14 protein-coding genes and 1 tRNA gene are annotated in these 18,436 nt (G+C 57.1%); 11 read left to right on the forward strand and 4 right to left on the reverse strand.

What is annotated here, in order from left to right; translation table 11 throughout:
- Positions 1 to 110: 110 nt before the first annotated feature.
- From F3H58_RS18700 to F3H58_RS18710, 3 genes are all read left to right on the forward strand, one after another.
- On the forward strand, positions 111 to 2,354 hold the full coding sequence (locus F3H58_RS18700) for a polysaccharide deacetylase family protein (RefSeq protein ID WP_149743249.1): 2,244 nt from the start codon (positions 111 to 113) through the stop codon (positions 2,352 to 2,354).
- A 233-nt stretch (positions 2,355 to 2,587) separates the two neighbouring features.
- Positions 2,588 to 3,628, forward strand: a complete 1,041-nt coding sequence (locus F3H58_RS18705) for a four-carbon acid sugar kinase family protein (protein ID WP_149743250.1) — start codon at positions 2,588 to 2,590, stop codon at positions 3,626 to 3,628.
- A 4-nt stretch (positions 3,629 to 3,632) separates the two neighbouring features.
- Positions 3,633 to 4,340, forward strand: a complete 708-nt coding sequence (locus F3H58_RS18710; RefSeq protein ID WP_003506041.1) for a FadR/GntR family transcriptional regulator — start codon at positions 3,633 to 3,635, stop codon at positions 4,338 to 4,340.
- A gap of 47 nt (positions 4,341 to 4,387) precedes the next feature.
- On the opposite strand, the gene F3H58_RS18715 is transcribed toward F3H58_RS18710, so the two are convergent.
- The 4 genes from F3H58_RS18715 to F3H58_RS18730 form a co-directional block, all read right to left on the reverse strand.
- A complete protein-coding gene (locus tag F3H58_RS18715) occupies positions 4,388 to 5,515 on the reverse strand; it encodes an iron-containing alcohol dehydrogenase (RefSeq protein ID WP_149743251.1) in 1,128 nt (375 codons plus the stop codon).
- A complete protein-coding gene (pdxA, locus tag F3H58_RS18720; RefSeq protein WP_149743252.1) occupies positions 5,512 to 6,468 on the reverse strand; it encodes a 4-hydroxythreonine-4-phosphate dehydrogenase PdxA in 957 nt (318 codons plus the stop codon). Before pdxA ends, F3H58_RS18715 begins: the two co-directional genes overlap by 4 nt.
- Positions 6,465 to 7,661, reverse strand: a complete 1,197-nt coding sequence (locus tag F3H58_RS18725) for a sialidase family protein (RefSeq protein ID WP_149743254.1) — start codon at positions 7,659 to 7,661, stop codon at positions 6,465 to 6,467. The genes pdxA and F3H58_RS18725 overlap by 4 nt, the downstream gene beginning before the upstream one ends.
- 97 nt (positions 7,662 to 7,758) lie before the next feature.
- The gene (locus F3H58_RS18730) at positions 7,759 to 7,950 is read right to left on the reverse strand and encodes a hypothetical protein (RefSeq protein ID WP_149743255.1); all 192 of its coding nucleotides are present in this window, start codon (positions 7,948 to 7,950) and stop codon (positions 7,759 to 7,761) included.
- 34 nt (positions 7,951 to 7,984) lie between these two features.
- Here F3H58_RS18730 and F3H58_RS18735 point away from each other — a divergent pair, with 34 nt between their 5' ends.
- The 8 genes from F3H58_RS18735 (at position 7,985) to F3H58_RS18770 (ending at position 18,342) form a co-directional block, all read left to right on the forward strand.
- On the forward strand, positions 7,985 to 9,493 hold the full coding sequence (locus tag F3H58_RS18735; protein ID WP_149743257.1) for an ABC transporter substrate-binding protein: 1,509 nt from the start codon (positions 7,985 to 7,987) through the stop codon (positions 9,491 to 9,493).
- A 76-nt stretch (positions 9,494 to 9,569) separates the two neighbouring features.
- Complete coding sequence (locus F3H58_RS18740; RefSeq protein WP_003519624.1) at positions 9,570 to 10,484, forward strand: ABC transporter permease; 915 nt, start codon at positions 9,570 to 9,572, stop codon at positions 10,482 to 10,484.
- A 15-nt stretch (positions 10,485 to 10,499) separates the two neighbouring features.
- Complete coding sequence (locus F3H58_RS18745; RefSeq protein WP_149743258.1) at positions 10,500 to 11,423, forward strand: ABC transporter permease; 924 nt, start codon at positions 10,500 to 10,502, stop codon at positions 11,421 to 11,423.
- Positions 11,416 to 13,059: an ABC transporter ATP-binding protein gene (locus tag F3H58_RS18750; RefSeq protein WP_149743259.1), complete on the forward strand. Its 1,644-nt coding sequence runs from the start codon at positions 11,416 to 11,418 to the stop codon at positions 13,057 to 13,059. The genes F3H58_RS18745 and F3H58_RS18750 overlap by 8 nt, the downstream gene beginning before the upstream one ends.
- Positions 13,056 to 13,937, forward strand: coding sequence for a dihydrodipicolinate synthase family protein (locus F3H58_RS18755; RefSeq protein ID WP_149743261.1), 882 nt, complete (start codon positions 13,056 to 13,058; stop codon positions 13,935 to 13,937). The genes F3H58_RS18750 and F3H58_RS18755 overlap by 4 nt, the downstream gene beginning before the upstream one ends.
- A gap of 197 nt (positions 13,938 to 14,134) precedes the next feature.
- Positions 14,135 to 14,224, forward strand: a tRNA-Ser gene (locus F3H58_RS18760).
- A gap of 300 nt (positions 14,225 to 14,524) precedes the next feature.
- Positions 14,525 to 16,027, forward strand: coding sequence for a metallophosphoesterase (locus F3H58_RS18765; protein WP_149743262.1), 1,503 nt, complete (start codon positions 14,525 to 14,527; stop codon positions 16,025 to 16,027).
- Entirely contained in the window at positions 16,024 to 18,342 is a 2,319-nt protein-coding gene (locus F3H58_RS18770) for an ATP-binding protein (RefSeq protein WP_149743264.1), read from the forward strand. The genes F3H58_RS18765 and F3H58_RS18770 overlap by 4 nt, the downstream gene beginning before the upstream one ends.
- The last annotated feature ends 94 nt before the right edge of the window (positions 18,343 to 18,436 follow it).

Genomic DNA, 18,436 nt, shown 5'->3' on the forward strand with positions numbered 1-18,436 from the left:
GCGTTTCGGATTTTTCGCAATTCGATATCCGTCCGCTCAATACTTTAGAAATATCCAATTTATTTATCAATTTTTGCGATCAAGATATGGAATAGGACGGGGATCAGGCTTTGACCATTCCAGGTGTTGTTATTGTCGGCGGCGCTCACGGCACGCTCGCCCTTGCCCGAAGCCTCGGCGCCCTGAATGTGCCCGTTTATTACCTCACCCACGATTCCCCTTTGCCGGGTTGGTCGCGTTTCGTACGGAAAACAATCCGCTGGGCCGGCCCGCATGATGCCGGGGCACTGCCGTTCCTGCGTCAAATGGCCGACAAGCATGGTTTGAAGGGCTGTCTGCTGGTGCCGTCCGGCGACGGAGAGGTCCAGCTCGTTGCGCAGCATCGTGAGGAACTGTCCTCGCTCTACAAAATCATCCTGCCGGATTGGGCCGCGCTGCAATGGCTTTGCGAAAAGCCGCTGCTTTACCAGCGCGCTGCAGAACTTGGCGTCAGTATTCCGCGAACCTATGCGCTGGCATCGGCCGCTGACATCGATACGCTGGACATATTGTTTCCCGTCATTCTCAAGCCGAATATGGGCGGTGGCAATACCACCATCGCCAGGGCGAAAGTCATTCGCGCCGATGACCGACATGCTCTGAAAACGGCTTTTGCCGATGCGAGTGGAGAGATCGGCGCTGGCAATGTCGTCGTACAGGAACTCATTCCGGGTGGGGGAGAAAGCCAGTTCTCCTACGCGGCGCTATGGCTGAACGGAGAGCCGCTCGCCGAATTCACTGCCCGGCGCGCCCGGCAATATCCTGTCGATTTCGGCTATACCAGCACCAGCGTCGAGGTCGTCGACAACGGGCAGGCGGTGGATGCGGCCCGAAAAATACTGAAATCGGCCGGTCATAGCGGGCTGGTCGAGGCGGAATTCAAGCTCGACGGCCGGGACGGGAAACTGAAGCTTCTCGATGTCAATCCACGCCCATGGTCATGGTTTGGCCTTTGCTCTGCGGCGGGCATCGACCTTGGCGCCCTGCTTTGGCGGGTCGCCAATGGCGAGCCGGTCGGCCAGCCCCTCAATGCGCGGCAGGGCGTATCCTGGTCCTATCTTGTCCGTGATACCGTTGCCGCCTTCACAATGGCCCGCAGGGGGCAGGCGAAAATCGGCAACTATTTCGCGTCTCTTCGCAATATCCGCAGCTGGGCCGCCTTTGCGCCGAACGATCCCTTGCCGGGTTTGATCGATCTGCCGCTGACGGTCTCGAGAGTCGTGAGAAAACGCCTTCTTCCCGGCCTGACATCAGGACAATCGGGGAGGGTGTTTTTTCAACCGGTAAAACGACTTGTGAAATATGGAGCCATAAGGGCGGGGCTGGAGGTGAGTTCTCTCCCGGCCGTCCGTTCTGCATTTCCGTCTTTCGCCGGGCGTGGTGTGATCTTCACGCTTCATCATGTGCGCCCCGGAGGGGCTGTTGCGGCTTTCGCACCCAATGTGCAATTGTCCGTCACGCCGCAATTTCTGGAAGAGGCGATACAGGCCGCACTCGAATGCGGTCTCGTTCCCGTGCATCTGCACGATCTGCCGGCTCTGCTCGCCGATAATCACGAGGGCCGGTCGTTCTGCGCCTTCACGCTTGATGACGGCTATCGAAACAATGCCGACTATGCCGCGCCGATCTTCCGTAAATATGCCGTTCCCTACACGATTTTCATCACGCCGGGTTTTGTGGAGCGAACACGCAGCCTCTGGTGGGAAACCGCTGCTGCCCTGACGCAGAAAGTCGCGTCGTTCGAATTCGATTTCGGGGCGGGGCCGGAGCATGTGGCATGCGCCAGCCCTTCGCAGAAAGCGGAGGCATTCACGCAGCTTGAAGATTTTGTCCAGAACTTTTCCGAAGACGAGGCGGTGGAAAGAATCGATCGCGTCGCGAGGCAGCATGGCGTCGATCCCATCGCGATCGTGGACGAACTTGTCATGGATGAAGATGAGCTCAGGGCGCTGGCGCAGGACCCTCTGGTGCATTTCGGCGCGCATACCATGACGCATGTGAATATGCGTAAGGTGGATGCGGCGCGTCTGGCTTATGAGATCGCGGAATCGGCGCGCCGGGTGGAAGCCTATGCCGACCATCGGCCGCGGTCCTTTTCCTATCCCTATGGCTGGATAAAGGCCGTGGGGGAACGTGAAGCAAAAGCGGTTCACGATGCAGGATTTTCGGCAGCCGTGACCACGCAGGCTGGCGTTGTCGGTCCCCACAGCCTTGAAAAGCCGACGCAGTTGCCGCGTGTATCGTTGAACGGACGCTTTCAGAAAAAGCGCTTCGTCAAGGCGCTCATCTCGGGCCTGCCCTTCCGGTTCATCTAGCGACGTTGTTCGTTCGCCATCTCTCGGCCGTCTCACCATATATGGCTGCGGCCCGCGTTTGGCGTTCTCTTTGCCGTTTCCGATTTCCTTTTTCGTTCTTTGAGCCTCTTTGCGGCTGAATTGGCCAATCCGAAAAGCTGCGCCATAATTTTTGTTATTCACATCCATTTATCTATTGATTATAAATAAATTTATCGACGTAAAACATTACAACTTTTATGAAGGCCTCGCCCGTGCTGCTGATTTTTGCCGATGATCTGACCGGAGCGCTCGACGCCGCCGCCCCCTTTGCCGGGCGTGGGCTGGCGACCGAGGTTGCGATAGGGCTTGACGGTGCACGTGCGGCGCTGGCGGATGCGCCCGCCGTCTTGAGCGTCAATCTCGGCTGCCGCGATGGCGAAGCGGATAAAGCCCGGCGTCGCACGCAGGAACTGTTGGGGCTGGTTCCGGCCGATACTGTCCTTTTCAAGAAGATCGATTCCCGCCTGAAAGGGCATATTGCGGCGGAAATGGATGCGATTTCCTATCGGCACGCGCTTGTCGCGCCCGCCATTCCGGATTTCGGGCGAGTCGTTATTGGCGGAGCCGTTTCCGGCTTTGGCGTCGAAGCTGCCATTCCGGTTCATGAAAGGCTGGGCGGACATGGCGGCCGCTGCACGATACCCGACACGCGATCACAGGGCGATATCAGGGAAGCTCTCGCCGCCGCGCAGGCGGAAGGGGCCGATCTTCTGGTTGGCGCGCGTGGGCTTGCCGAGGCGCTGGCTGAAGCGATGACGGCGCAGGCTGTTCCTGAAGCGGCGATCATTCCACCCGGCAGGGGGCTTTTCGTCATTGGGTCTCGCGATCCGATCACGGTGGAGCAGATTGACGTTCTCAAAAGCGTTGGACCTGTCTCGATCGTGGAGGCGCCGAATGGCGTCATGCCACGACACACCGATGACGGTGCCGGTCTGACGTTGGTTCAAGCGACGCAGGGTAAGGAAAATCTGTCGCCGCTTGCTGTTTCAGACCGGTTGGCGGAGGGCGTCGTGCCACATCTTACCGCGAGCGCCGCCAGGCTGCTGTTATCGGGCGGAGCCACGGCAGAGGCCGTGCTGCGGGCCATGGGCGTTTCGCGCCTGCGTCTTGCCGGCGAATGCCTGCCGGGTCTCGGGGTCGGCTGGTCCGGCGATCAATGCATCATTGCGAAATCCGGCGGTTTTGGGCAAGCTGACACGTTGAAACGGATCGCGAAAATGATGCTTGGCGACAATGACGCTGGAGAGAGCTGACCAGATGGGGCTGATGAAAGAAACGGCGCGCAAGGCACTTCCGGACATTATTTTCGAGAGAATGCACCGAGCGATCAAATCCGGGGCCTACAAGCCGGATGAGCGGCTGCCGACAGAGCATGAACTCGCCATGGAATTCGAAGTGTCGCGACCTGTCGTGCGCGAGGCGTTGCGGCGGCTGCGCGAGCAGGGGTTCATTTATTCCCGCAGAGGCTCCGGCAGCTATGTCAGGGCTTTCGGCCTGCGCGAGCCGCTTGGCTTCGGGCAGCTTGAAAACGTTGCTGATCTTCTCAATTGTTACGAATTCAGGCTGACGCTGGAGCCGGCTGCGGCGGCCGCGGCAGCCTTGCGGCACGATGGCGAGAGGCTTGCGGCGATCCGGAAGGCGCTCGAGCTGATGCGGGATGCGACCAATCGCCAGTCCCACCGCGAGGATGCCGATTATCAGTTCCACCTCGCCATCGCGCGGGCGGCACGAAACAGTTACTTCTCCACGGCGATGGAAGCGTTGAAGGACCATATTGCCGTGGGAATGAAATTCCACGGCATGTCGGTGAAGCGGGAGGCGTCCGGTCTGACGCGTGTTTTCGCCGAGCATGAGGCAATCGCAAAGGCGATTGCCGATGGGGATGCAGAGGCGGCGCGCCAGTTGATGCTCCAGCACCTGACCGGATCGCGCGACCGTCTGTTCGAGTCTTCGCACACGGACTAAGCGGGTGACCAAAGGCCGATGCGCGTGTCCGCGCACCGGCTTTTTGTTCAGAGGGCGTGGCGGTAAATGCCGAGCACGTCCTCGACGCTCATGTCGACGGGGTTATTGTCCATCAGCCGGCGGATGGCATGTGCATCCTCAGCGTAGCGGGGAAGATCGGCCTCAGTTGCGCCGTGCCGTGCAAGCGACATTTCAATGCCGAGCCCGGCGCAGAAGTCCGTTGCCGCCTTGCGCAGATCATCAGGCGAAAGATGCGCGCGAAGGCCAAGCGCTCCCGCCACTTCCGCCGTCTTCGCCGAAACCGCGGGCTGGTTGAAGGCCAGGACATGCGGAAACACAATGGCGTTCGCCAGCCCGTGCGGCAGGCTAAGAAGCGTGCCGAGCGGATAGGCGATGGCGTGGCCGGCCGCCGTGTTGACGGGGCCGAGGCAGATGCCGCCATAATAGGAGGCGAGCATCATGCCTTCCCGCGCTTCAGTATCCGCACCGTCGCGAACGGCGCGCGCCAGATATTTACCGACCAGTGCAAAGCCCATACGCGCGAAACCGTCGATCATCGGATGGGCTTTGCGGTTGGTGAAGGCTTCGACGCAATGGGCCATGGCATCCACCCCGGTTGCCGCCGTAACGGCTGATGGGACGGAGTAGGTGAGTTCCGGATCGAGCACGGCGAAATCCGCGATCAGATGAGGGCTTTCGACCGCGATCTTGTTGCCTTTCACGGGGTCCGTGATGAGCGAGCGGATTCCGGCCTCCGAGCCGGTGCCAGCAGTGGTGGCGATCTGCACCAGCCGCGTGTCTCGCCCGGCAACCCTGTTGGGCCCCGCCACGTCTTCAAGCGACTGGTTGGAATTCCAGAGGGCAGCGACCAGCTTCGCCACATCCATTACCGAACCGCCGCCGAGGCCGATGACAAGATCCGGCTTGGCAGCGCGTGCTGCGGCAAGGGCGGCTTCCAGCGTTGTTGTGTCCGGCTCGCCGGGAATGGCGTCGAAGATCGTGAAAGGGCCCTGCGATTGCAGCCGTTCGGCAAATTTTGCCGTCAACGGTGTGGCGATAATCAGGGTCGATGCGGTTTTTCCCGCCCAGGTGCCGACCTGTGAAATGGTGCCGGCGCCGACGGCGAGCCGTCGTGGCTGGTGGATGAGAATGGGAGCTGTCGACATGGTGCTCATTCCTTCCGCTCCTTGCCCGCCACCAGCTTGCGCGCATAGGCGATGGCCGCATTCATGTTGCCGTGATTGGCGATGCCCTTGCCGGCGATATCGAAAGCCGTGCCGTGATCGACGGAGGTACGGTCTATCGGCAGATCGACAGAGACATTGACGGCGGTGTCGAAGGCGACAAGCTTGATCGGGATATGGCCCTGATCGTGATATTGCGCGACGACGAGATCGAAAGCGCCGGAATAGGCCCGGTGGAACACGGTATCGGCGGAAATCGGCCCCTGCACCTCGATGCCTTCGGCGCGGGCGGCAGCGACCGCTGGCGCAATCTGGTCGTCATCTTCGGTGCCGAACAGGCCGTTTTCACCGCAATGCGGGTTGATGCCGGCAACCGCGATGCGCGGCCGCTCGTAGCCGATGCACTTCAGATGCGCGTTGCCGGCTCGGATGGTTGCCAGCACCCGCTCCGTCGTCGCCCGGCGAATGGCTTCCTGCAGGGAGACGTGGGTGGAAACGTGAATGACCTTCAACCGTTCGGAGGCGAGCAGCATATAGGCGGCCGAGGAGCCGGTGAGGCTGCGCAACATGCCGGTGTGCCCGTCATAATGACGACCGGCGAGGTTCAAAGCTTCCTTGTTGATCGGCGCGGTGACGATGCAGCCGATTGCGCCTGCTTCGGCATCACGAACGGCCTTTTCGATAAAGCGGAACGCGGCGTCTCCGGCCACTGGCGACAATGTACCCCAGGGCAGCGGCGCGCCCTCCACGGGCAGGTCGACCACGTGCTGAGAAAGATCGATATCAACGCCGAGCGCATCCCGCGCCGCTTCCAGCGTGGCGAGGTTGCCGTAAATCCGCGTCGCCGCACGATCCGGGGCGGACATTTCGGCGAGCGCCCGCACCGTGATCTCGGGGCCGACGCCGCAGGGGTCGCCCATGGTGATGCCAATGATGTTGCTCATCTTTGTCTCCCGTCGTTCTCGTTAGCCCAGCCGGGCGCCAGCCGGACATATTTGATTGCGCGGCGATGATAGGTGTAGCTCGCATGCAGCGTACCGTCCGGCGCTTCCAGAAGCCACGGATAGGACATTTCCAGATTGCGCCCATCGGTCGAATCGTTCGAAAGGCAGGTGCCCGGCCCGTCTTCGATCAGTATCCGGGTGGTAAAACTGCGCCCGTCATCGTCGGACAGGCAGATCGAAACCGGCGCGCGCGGCACGCCCCAGACCGGCACACAGCCGCCGCTCGGATCGGCATCCGGCCTGTCGTCGTCCTCTCCCAATTCGTCATAAAGCGAGGCGCGGCGGTCGCTCGATTGCGCGGCGTTGACGGGGTTGCAGATGATAGCCAGCCTGCCATCATTGAGCCTGATCGCGGCGATGGAGGAATTGTTATTCGGCACATCGGTCGGCTGCGGCTTTGACCACGAGCGGCCTTCATCGGCGCTTTCCGTACGATAAACGAAATCAGCCTGACGGCGGCGGAAGAAGGCGGCGTAGCGCCCATCCGTTACCGCGACCGGGCTCATATGCACGCAGCCGGTCGATTCCTCCAACTCCTGCAATTGCCAAGTCGCGCCATTGTCCGTGGATATGCCGAGCGCTGCCGTATCATGGCTGCCGTTCCATTTCTGGCCGGGACGCTGGACGCAGCGGAAGATCGGCAGCAGCCAGGCGCCGTCATCGCGGATGCGCAGCGGTGCGCGGATGAAACAGCCTTTCGGAAGGTCGAGAAAGCGGCCGGCCTCGGCGGACAGCTTTTCCGGTACAGTCGCGTCGCGGTGAATGCGCGCCATGCGAATGCGGCATTCATCCTGATTGCCGGAGGGCTGGGCTGTGTGAAACAGCCAGAGAACGCCATCCGGCGCGGTGAAGACAACCGGGTTCTGTTCGGAATGGGAGGGGTCGTGGCTCAGTCGCTGCGGCGGTCCCCACCGGGTTGCGCCCGCCGTCAGTACGGATGCGAAAATCGAAATATCCGATTTTCCTTCCAGCGTGCCGCCGAACCAGGCGCAGAGCAGGGTGCCGTCATCCAGAAGGTGCAGGAAGCTCGCATGGTTCTGGATCATGGGTGACGGCAGGAACGCTTCCTGCCGGTCTTCCGACACGGCATGGATGGCTCCGGTCATGGCTTGAGCGATGTCATTGGGGGTCATCGTGGTCTCCTCTTGTTCCGATGAAAAATGACATATTCAAAAAGTTGTCAAGTTTATTTGATAAAAAATGAGGATCAATCGTTTTTGGTTTTATGAACTAAAACTTTGTTTTTAAATAAGAAAAATGATGAATTTGGTTTAAATAAAAATTGCCTTCGAAAAATAAATTGACAAAAAATGCGATAACGTCGATGCTCTGTTTACGGGTGGAGGAGACAATCATCCGCATGCCATGCTCCTCAATGCAGGAGATGGGGATTTTCAGATGCCCCTTGCGGCGCGCCGCCATGTTGCTGAATTTCTGAATCTGGGAGGAGAACGGAATGAAGAAGTCATTGATTGCGGGCGCCCTTGTCTTGGGTTCCCTCAGCGCCGCGGTTTCGCCGGCGCTCGCGGCATCGGGGCCGATCAAGATCGTGCTGGCGGAAGAGGCGGACCTGCTCGAGCCCTGCATGGCCACCCGCTCCAATATCGGCCGCATCATCATGGAAAATGTCAGCGAGACGCTGACTGAGCTCGATGTGCGCGGCAAGAAGGGCGTTCAGCCGCGCCTTGCCGAGAAGTGGGAGCAGAATGCCGATGGAAGCTGGCGTTTCCACCTGCGTGAAGGCGTGAAGTTTTCCGACGGCACGGCATTCGATGCCAAGGACGTCAAGCACAGCTTCGAACGCATCATGAGCGACAAGAACGCCTGCGAGTCCCGCCGTTATTTCGGCGGCATGACGGTGACCCCGTCTGTCGTCGATGACCACACGATAGACCTCAAGACCGACCCGGCGCAGCCCATTCTGCCGCTCCTCATGTCGCTCGTCACCATCGTTCCCGAAGAAACCAAGATGGAATTCATCCGCGAGCCTGTCGGCACCGGGCCTTACAAGCTGACCAACTGGACGCCGGGCCAACAGATTGTCCTCACCGCGCGCGACGATTATTGGGGCGCCAAGCCGCAGGTGACGGAAGCGACCTATCTTTTCCGGGCCGATCCTTCGGTTCGCGCCGCCATGGTGCAGACCGGCGAAGCCGATCTTTCGCCTTCCATTTCGCAGCTAGACGCTACCAATACGAAGACCGACTTTTCCTATCTCGACAGCGAGACCGTCTATATGCGTCTCGATCACAATATTGCGCCGCTGAACGACGTGCGGGTGCGCCGCGCGCTCAACCTCGCCATTGACCGGCAGGCCTTCCTCGGCACGCTGGTTCCGGAAGGTGCCGTGCTGGCCACCGCTCTCGTTCCGCCGACCACGCTTGGCTGGAACCCCGACGTCAAGGTCTTCCCCTATGACCCCGAGGGCGCAAAAAAGCTGCTCGAGGAAGCCACGGCTGCCGGTGTGAAGGTGGATACGCCGATCACCATCATCGCGCGCACCGCTAACTTCCCCAACGTCACCGAGATCATGGAAGCGATCCAGCAGCAATTGCAGGATGTCGGCTTCAAGATCGACCTGAAATTCGTGGAAGTGGCCGAGCACGAAAGCTATTACTCCAAGCCCTTCAAGGAAGGCCGCGGACCGCAGATCGTCGCCGCCATGCACGACAATTCCAAGGGCGACCCGTCCTTCACCATGTTCTTCAAATACGCGACCAAGGGCACGCAGTCCGGCTTCTCGGACAAGAAGGTGGACGATCTGATCGAACGTGCGTCCGCAGCCGTGGGTGACGAACGCGCCAAGCTCTGGTCGGAACTCATCGCTTATCTGCATGACGATGTGGTGGCGGATGTGCTGCTGTTCCACATGGTCGGCTTCTCCCGCGTCTCGGAGCGGCTGGACTTCAAGCCCACCATCGCCACCAACTCGATGCTGCAGCTTTCGGAAATCGGCATCAAATAAGACCCCGCGTCTTGTCAATTGAGAAGCGGCGGCGCGGCGAAAGCTTCGCCGCCGCATTGAAAAACCGGAGGCAACCATGCTGAGCTTCATCCGAAAACGTTCCGTTGCGAGCCTGATCTCCCTGATCGGCCTCATCGTCATGGTTTTTTTTCTGTCGCGCCTGACGGGGGACCCGGCCGCACTGTTTCTGCCGGTCGAGGCTTCGGAAGAGTTGAAGCAGCAGTTCCGGGCGTTGCACGGGCTGAATGATCCGCTGATGGTGCAGTTTTTGCGTTATGCGGGCGATGTAATGACTGGGGATCTCGGAGAATCGCTCAGAAAAGCCCGCCCGGCGCTGGATGTGGTGCTGGAGGCTTTCGTCTGGACGCTCTGGCTTGCGGTCATTACGATGTCGCTCGTTACCACCGCCGCCATCGTCATCGGTTCGCTTGCGGCTTTCCGCTCCGGTGGCTTCTTCGACCGCGTGGCCTCGAGCATCTCGCTCATCGGTGCATCCGTGCCGGATTTCTGGCTGGCGATCGTTGCCATCGTCGTCTTCTCCGTCAATCTCGCCTGGCTGCCCACGTCGGGGACGGGTTCCGTGCTGCACTGGATATTGCCGATTGCGGTCCTGTTCGTGCGCCCCTTCGGCATTATCGTGCAGGTGGTGCGTGGCTCGATGATCGGCGCTTTGTCCTCTGCCTATGTCAAAACGGCGCGCGCCAAGGGCGTGAAGTCGGGTCCGATCATCTTCATTCACGCCTTGCGAAACGCCATGCTGCCGGTCATCACCGTCATTGGCGACCAGGCGGCAAGCCTTCTCAACGGCGCGGTCATCGTCGAAACCATTTTCGGTTTTCCCGGTGTCGGCAAGCTGATGATCGATTCCATTCTGCAGCGCGATTTCAACGTCGTGCTGGCCGCCATTCTCGTGACCGCGCTGGCGATCTTCCTGATGAATCTTCTGATCGATATTGCCTATGCGCTCCTCGATCCGCGTATCCGGCACTGAGGAGGCCGTTCAGCCATGAGCCTTTCCAATGCCGACACCGAGATCATCGCCGAGCCGTCCTTCGCAACGCGCATGCTGCGCATGTTGTGGGCGGATAAATTCGCGCTCTGCGCCGCGATCTTCCTCATCATCGTTGTTATCCTCGCTTTTATCGGCCCTGCCTGGCTTGGCGATCTGGCGACGAAACAGAACCTGCGCGGGCGCAACCTCGCCCCGTTCGACTGGCAGCGCGAGTGGTATTTCTGGCTGGGAGCGGATGCGCTCGGCCGCTCGCTTCTCGCGCGCATTGTCGCGGCCACGCAAAACACGATGATGATCGCCGCCGGCGCGGTGCTTCTTTCCGCCATCACCGGCACCGTGCTCGGGTTGATCGCCGGTTTTTCCTCCAACCGTGTCGGCCAGATCATCATGCGGCTTGCGGATGTGATCATGTCGTTCCCGTCGCTCTTGATCGCGGTCATCGTGCTTTATCTGCTCGGTTCCTCCATCCTCAACCTGATGCTGGTTCTCGCCATCACCCGCATTCCCGTTTACATCCGCACCACGCGGGCGGAGGTGCTGGAGGTGCGCGAGCGCATGTTTGTGCAGGCAGCAAGGGTCATGGGCGCATCGGGCAAGCGCATCCTCTTCCGTCACATCCTGCCCGTCGTGTTGCCGACGCTGACGACGCTCGCGACGCTCGATTTCGCCTATGTGATGCTGGCGGAAAGCGCGCTGTCTTTCCTCGGCATCGGCATTCAGCCGCCGGAAATCACCTGGGGCCTGATGATTTCGCAGGGGCGGCAATATCTCACCAATGCCTGGTGGCTGTCCTTCTGGCCGGGACTTGCCATCATCCTTACCACCCTGTCGCTCAACCTGCTTTCCAACTGGCTGCGCATCGCGCTTGATCCCGTGCAGCGCTGGCGGCTGGAAATGAAAGGCCGCAAGCATGGCTGACCATCTTCTCGACGTGCGCAACCTTTCCGTGGAGTTCCACACCGCAAGCGGTGTCGTCCATGCGGTGAAGGATGTCTCCTACCATATCGACCGTGGCGAAACGCTGGCTATCCTCGGCGAAAGCGGCTCGGGCAAGTCTGTATCGTCCTCGGCCATCATGAACCTCCTCGACATGCCGCCCGGACATATCAGCAGCGGTCAGATATTGCTTGACGGTCAGGATCTTCTGACCATGCCGGCCGAGGCGCGACGCGAGATCAACAGCCGGCGTATCGCCATGATCTTTCAGGATCCGCTCAGCCATCTCAATCCGGTCTATACTGTCGGCTGGCAGATCCGTGAGGCGATGACCACCCACGGCATGGACAAGGCAAAGGCCGAAGCGGAGGCGAGGCGGCTTGTCGCCCGCGTCGGCATTCCCGACCCGGACGGGGCCTTGAAGAAATATCCGCATGAATTTTCCGGCGGCCAGCGCCAGCGCGTCATGATCGCCATGGCGCTAGCTCTTCGGCCCGATCTCCTGATCGCGGATGAACCGACAACCGCGCTTGATGTGACGGTGCAGGCTGAAGTGCTTTCGCTGCTCAAGGAATTGCAGCGGGAAACCGGCATGGCCGTGCTCATCATAACCCATGATCTCGGCGTCGTCGCCGAAATCGCCGACCGGGTGGTGGTGATGGAAAAGGGCGTTCTGGTCGAAGCCGGCACGGTGCGCGAGGTCTATCGCAATCCGCAGCACCCCTATACCCGCAAGCTCATCAGTGCAGCACCCGGCAGGGGCGACATGCACGAGCCGCAGGCGGCGGGCGAAGCGCTGCTCAGCGTGCGTGATGTGCGCAAGCGTTACGGCGCCTTCGAGGCGCTGAAGGGCATTTCCTTCGACCTCATGGAAGGCGAAACCATCGCGGTCGTCGGCGAAAGCGGTTCCGGCAAATCGACGCTGGCGCGTATTCTACTTCGCCTTGACGAGCCGGATGCGGGCAGCGCCTTGTGGAAGGGTCGCGACCTCTTCAAGCTTCCGCCTGCCGAACTCTTCGCGCTCCGGCGCGATTTGCAGATGGTGTTTCAGGACCCCACCCAGTCGCTCAATCCGCGCATGACGGTGTTTCAGCTGATTTCCGAGGCCTGGGTTATCCATCCGGAGATCTTGCCCAGGTCGAGATGGCGTGAGCGGGTCGCCGAATTGCTGCATCAGGTGGGTCTCTCGCCGGAACATATGCGCCGTTATCCGCATCAGTTCTCCGGCGGTCAGCGGCAGCGGATCGCCATTGCCCGCGCATTGGCGCTGGAACCGAAGCTCATCATCTGCGACGAGGCGGTCTCGGCGCTAGATGTTTCGGTTCAGGCGCAGGTCATCGCACTGCTGGACAAGCTGCGCCGCGAAATGGGCCTCTCCTTCATCTTCATCGCGCATGATTTGCCGGTGGTTCGGGATTTTGCCGATCACGTCATGGTCATGCAGCGGGGAGAGGTGGTGGAGTTCGGCACGGTTCGGCAGGTTTTCGACGCGCCGCGCGAGGCCTATACCCGTGCCCTTCTATCCGCGAGCCTCGATCCCGACCCCGATATGCAATCTCAGCGTCATCCGGCCGTCGCCGGCGACGCCATCGGAAATTCAAGCGGAGTTCTTTCATGAGCAAACAAGCTTTCGTCGCGCTCGTCACCTGTTTCAACGAGGACGAAACCATCAACTATGAGGCAACCCGCGCGCAGGTGCGCCGCCAGGTGGCGGCCGGCAACAACATCATGTGCGCCGGCACAAATGGCGATTTTACCGCGCTGACGCATGCGGAAAAAATCCGGCTGACGGAAGAGGTGGTGGACGAAGTTGCCGGCCGTGCCAAGGTGATCGTGAATGCGGGCATGCCCGCCACATTCGAAACCCTGCAACTTGCCAAAGCCTTCGACCGCATCGGCGTTGACAGTATCGCCGTCATCACGCCCTTCTTCATCGCCTGCACGCAGGACGGCTTGATCCGCCATTTCTCCACGGTGGCTGACGCCGTTGAAACGCCGGTCTATCTCTATGACATTCCCGCCCGCACCCAGAACCACATAGAGCCGGAAACCGCCCGCAAACTCGCCACCCATGGCAATATCGCCGGCATCAAGGATTCCGGCGGCGCTCAGCAGACGCTCGAAGCCTATCTTCAGGTGGCAAAGGAGATGCCGGGTTTCGAGGTCTATTCCGGCCCGGATCACCTCGTTCTCTGGTCGTTGCAGAATGGTGCGGCAGGCTGCATTTCCGGCCTCGGCAACGCGCTGCCGGATGTGCTGGCCGGCATTCTCAATGCCTTCAACGCCGGTGATATGACCGAGGCCGAACGCCAGCAGGCAATCTACGCCGACTTCCGCACCGATCTCTACGCCCTCGGTTTCGCACCGGCCATGGTCAAACGCTCGCTTTATCTCCAGGACCCATCCGTCGGCGCCAGCCGCCAACCGGCCCTTCTGCCCGATAGGGAGCAGGATGAAAAAATCCGGGAAATCTTGCGGCGTTATCAACGGACCTGACGCTGCTATCGAATGTGACGCGCACCCCTGCGGGTCGTGCGCGTCCCTTTAAAAATATCTGCGAAAACGGCCATAAGCCGATGCATTTCCCCAGCCTCACCCATGACGAATAATTTGTGACACAAACACGAAATTCCCCTTGTCAGCCCGGCCATTGATGTTTAAGAGGAGCGCGCAACGCAAGCGTTCGCGCATGCGGAGAGGTGGCAGAGTGGTCGAATGCACCGCACTCGAAATGCGGCATACCTGCAAGGGTATCGTGGGTTCGAATCCCACCCTCTCCGCCATTCGTTGCTAATTGACCTGTTATTTCAGTAGCTTGGCTGAAAAGCATTATAAAAGCCCACAAAACCACCCACAAATTTAAGTTATTTGACCTTTTATTGATGAAATCCTGAGAGTGCTCTAATCTTCGTTCCAAAACGACGGAAATTGGGCGTTTGGGAACTGTTACCTTACTCGGGACGTGAGCTCAGTATGGTATGGACTCCCAAGTACCCAAGCCGCACATCACCAATAAAATTCTCCAAATATTTTTATATATCGGTTCGGCTTAGATCGACTAGCATTAAACCTTATGCGAGTATGTGCTTATTATCGCGGTTGAGTCCGGCATTGAGGCCCATAATTTGATCTCCATTTTGCATATTTCTGACCTGCACCGCTCACCATCCGAACCCGTCAACAACGACTCACTGATTGCTGCGTTGGTGGCCGACAGTGATAGATATATAGGTGAGACGCCCAAAGTGCCCCCGCCTTGTGGGATCATCGTTAGCGGTGACATAATTCAGGGGGCGAAAATAGGCGATGTTGGCTGGCGTGAAGAAATGGTTAACCAATACGCAACAGCCAAAGATTTTCTGTGCGAACTGTCTGATCGATTTCTGGGAGGAGATAGAAGCCAGTTGGTTTTGATTCCGGGAAATCACGATGTGTGCTGGAATACGTCTCGGTCTTCGATGGAAAGCGCTAAATCCGAAGAAATTAATGATAATATTCAGAGCCTTATTGAGCGGCAAGGCAGTTTATACCGGTGGTCTTGGAAGGATCGAAGCGTTTACAAAATCACTGACACCACACTATATCAGCGAAAGCTAGACGCATATTGGGAGTTTGTATCTGACTTTTATAGGGGCTATACTTTTCCATTGCCCATCGACAGGTCGCGAGGATTTCAGCTTTTTGAGGTTGATGAAGGCCGGATTTTAGTTGCGGCATTTGATTCGACCTACGGAAATGACTGCTTTGGATATTCAGGCGATATCCAGCCCGGTGTTATCGGGCGCTGTTCTCTAGCAATAAGAGCTCTTCCCAAAACATACGAACTTAAGGCAGCCGTGTGGCATCACAGTATCGAGGGGCCGCCTATGCGCCACGATTATATGGATGTCAGTCACGTCAAGGAGATGGCCGGCTTCGGGTTCCAAATCGGGTTCCATGGTCATCAGCATATTGGTGCAACTCAAACACGCTCAATACATTTGAATGAAGAACATGCCATGGCTGTTGTTAGCGCGGGGTCCCTCTGCGCTGGCGCTCGCGAGCTCCCTCGCGGAATAAATCGCCAGTACAACATTGTTGTGATTGAAGACGATTACAAAGCCGGCCGTGTTCACGCGCGTGAGATGGGTGAGGCGGGTCAGTTCTCAAGAAAAAATAATGGCGAGTTTCTAATGGGGCACGCACGTATTAGTTGGTTGGCTCAGGAGAATATAGCTGGTCAAGTCGTTAAGCCAGATGAAGACAATGCTCGTAGAGCTATTCTTCGTGCCGAAGAATTTCTAAAGAGTGGCGAGGCCAAGAGAGCACTTGATGAACTTATGGCTATCGATGTTGATAAAAGTTCTTATGCGAAGCGGCTCGCGTGTGAAGCGGCGCTTGAAGCAAAGGACTGGGAAATCCTCAAACGGCTGCTCCCAAAAGCTGATTCTGACGATGAGATCGTTTGGCTTGCTATCGCCTTGATTGAAACGAAGGATTTTGGTGGAGCTGCTGAGTTAATTGCAAAACATGATACGTTAGCAAAGCCAGTTGTGCAGCAATTGAATGATCGACTGGCAGTCGCCAAGATGAAGGCTGGAAAATGACCGCAAAATTGATACCTTTTCAGATCGAAACTCAAAGGGTCATTCAGCTTTTAGCAAAGCAGATCTATCAATCCCCGCTGGCTTTGTTACGCGAGAACACCCAAAATGCATTTGATGCGATAAGGCAGCGCCTCCATAAAGGAGATGATTTTCAACCACGCATAGAAATCAAACTGTTTTCCAACAAGATCGTTATATCAGATAACGGCCTCGGCATGACGCCGGATGACCTTCGACAGCATTATTGGAAGGCCGGTAGTAGCAGCAAGAACAATGATGAGGCTCGCGCCGCCGGCGTGGTCGGTACATTTGGTATTGGTGCGATGGCCAATTTTGGCATTGCTGATGAACTTACTGTTGAGACTGAAAGCGCGTTAAGCGGTGAACGGACTCTATGCAAAGCGGTAAAGGAAAAGCTTTCGCTTACTGACGATTGTATCGAAATGCACACATTGGATAGCAAAAGCGAGCCCGGAACCACCATCGAAGCGAGCATATCTCCTGGCTCCGAAATAAATATTGACCAAGCAAAAAACTATGTATCTGAGTTTATATCTCTGGTTGAAGTGCCTGTATACGTTAATGGGCAGATGATAAGCTGCAAGCCTGTTGAGAGTTATGTACCGACCATACCGGAAACATGGAGAAATGCTGTTTCTGCATGCAGATTAGGTGATCGCTTTTCAGCTGACGTTGAAATGGTGTTGTCTAACAACGCGGATATCTGGATCAAGCTAACTAATCTTGTTTGGGATGGAAAGCCATTGGCTGGCCGTCTAGTTCTACGCAGCGGGCACCCGAATTTACAGACATTTAGAAGCGGCTTCGGATTGGCGACCGCCTCAGTCAGCTCAGCGTATCAATTTGGTGGAGTTGCAGACTTGCTGGTCCTTGAGCCAACCGCTGGTCGCGAAGCCCTTACGGTAGATGGGATGCAGCTTTTGCAATCAATGGTCCATGAGATAGATGGCTACATCTCTGTTGAGCTTAGTAAACGTGATGAATGTGATGCCAGTACCGCGTTTATGAACTGGGTGGCAACGAGAGACAGGTTTGATTTATGTGGGCTCCTCCGAATGACAATTCAGCCCGGCGATCGATTGACATTAAATGAAATTTCTAACCTCACCAAAAATAAGCCGATGATGCTCTACGAAGGCACGGATCAGTCGATTATTAAGCTACACGCTAACGAGGATTCACCCTTACTTCTCGCAGCAAGAACTAACCCAAGAAGAAAGTGTGAGCAGGGCTACCTACAGCGGTATGCAAAGATCGAAACAGTTTCTAATAAGCCGGTGATTACGAACTTACGCAGTTGGAAGGATTTGAGTGCAGCTGAAAGTGCTTTAGCGTTTAGAATAGAATCTATCTTAGAATCTGATTATTTCTTAAAGGCTAATGTTTTTTATGCTGATATATCTCATCAATTGCCAATACTAGCGGAAAAAGGAGCCGAATCCGTTAGAATAGTTTTGAATCCAGAAGGTCAAACACTAAAGATGCTATTTGGTTTGTTTGAACACGATTATTCTTCATTTGGAAGTATGGCTAAAGATTTCGTCCGGACTATTATTTTCCCAAAGGTTAGTGACTTCGTTCCTAGCAGCACGCGTCAGGGAGCCGAAGCCTTTCTTAAGGCTATCAGACGTCCTCGCGAATTATTTGAGTATGCGGACGATGATCTGGGAACGCTCCCTAAAATATGGGAGGATTATCAAGAAGGCTTGATCTCAATGGAGCAAGCAGTTCAACGCTCACAGTCAGCGGTGCGGGGAAGCGTACAGTTTGTAGACGTGGGTGCATCACGTAATGTGCACGAAGTTGTGCCTGACATAATACAAAATGAAACGGCTTTACAACACGCGGAAGCTGATATCGCCGTGAATTTCGAAGCTGCCCCCGCTATTACACGTTTGGAAAATACCAGTTCCGCAAAACTACTAGTTCTTGGTGAAAATGAGCCCCCGTTAAGAGGCTACCGCAACTTTTTGGCCATCACTGACCGAGTTCGGGAAGAAATGGGTGACTTTTTTCTTCAGCCTCACAAAACTTCAGTGGTTTGGGGTGGACAAAAAACACTGTTCATTTTCTTACACCATTCTGGGCAATTTGGCTTGTACTACGACCTTCAGACTCGGGAAGTAGTGGATGCCCCGGCAGGTGGAGGCGCATTCCCATCATGTACAATCGTTTTGAAGGACCGGATTTACATTCCTATTCCTGAGCCAATCGCACAAAGCTTTGTACCAACGGCTGGTCAGCGTAAGCGGTTCGAAGTACGCGCGGATATTTTAAGGACAGACTCGATGTAGGTTGAATTTTTATTGTCTGTTAAACTGTAACAGGTTGGTGGCCTTATTTTTAGAAACAACCAGTATTTACGAAAGTACTTAAATCTCTTTTTTA

The sequence above is a fragment of the Rhizobium sp. NFACC06-2 genome (assembly GCF_900101425.1).
In the GTDB taxonomy this organism is placed as follows: Bacteria; Pseudomonadota; Alphaproteobacteria; order Rhizobiales; family Rhizobiaceae; genus Agrobacterium; species Agrobacterium leguminum.

Excerpts from the sequence above, each read along its gene's own strand:
- F3H58_RS18710 (WP_003506041.1), top strand. The coding sequence starts at position 3,633 with ATGGGGCTGATGAAAGAAACGGCGCGCAAGGCACTTCCGGACATTATT.
- F3H58_RS18715 (WP_149743251.1), bottom strand. The coding sequence starts at position 5,515 with ATGAGCACCATGTCGACAGCTCCCATTCTCATCCACCAGCCACGACGG.
- pdxA (WP_149743252.1), bottom strand. The coding sequence starts at position 6,468 with ATGAGCAACATCATTGGCATCACCATGGGCGACCCCTGCGGCGTCGGC.
- F3H58_RS18725 (WP_149743254.1), bottom strand. The coding sequence starts at position 7,661 with ATGACCCCCAATGACATCGCTCAAGCCATGACCGGAGCCATCCATGCC.
- F3H58_RS18730 (WP_149743255.1), bottom strand. The coding sequence starts at position 7,950 with ATGGCGGCGCGCCGCAAGGGGCATCTGAAAATCCCCATCTCCTGCATT.
- F3H58_RS18735 (WP_149743257.1), top strand. The coding sequence starts at position 7,985 with ATGAAGAAGTCATTGATTGCGGGCGCCCTTGTCTTGGGTTCCCTCAGC.
- F3H58_RS18740 (WP_003519624.1), top strand. The coding sequence starts at position 9,570 with ATGCTGAGCTTCATCCGAAAACGTTCCGTTGCGAGCCTGATCTCCCTG.
- F3H58_RS18745 (WP_149743258.1), top strand. The coding sequence starts at position 10,500 with ATGAGCCTTTCCAATGCCGACACCGAGATCATCGCCGAGCCGTCCTTC.
- F3H58_RS18750 (WP_149743259.1), top strand. The coding sequence starts at position 11,416 with ATGGCTGACCATCTTCTCGACGTGCGCAACCTTTCCGTGGAGTTCCAC.
- F3H58_RS18755 (WP_149743261.1), top strand. The coding sequence starts at position 13,056 with ATGAGCAAACAAGCTTTCGTCGCGCTCGTCACCTGTTTCAACGAGGAC.
- F3H58_RS18770 (WP_149743264.1), top strand. The coding sequence starts at position 16,024 with ATGACCGCAAAATTGATACCTTTTCAGATCGAAACTCAAAGGGTCATT.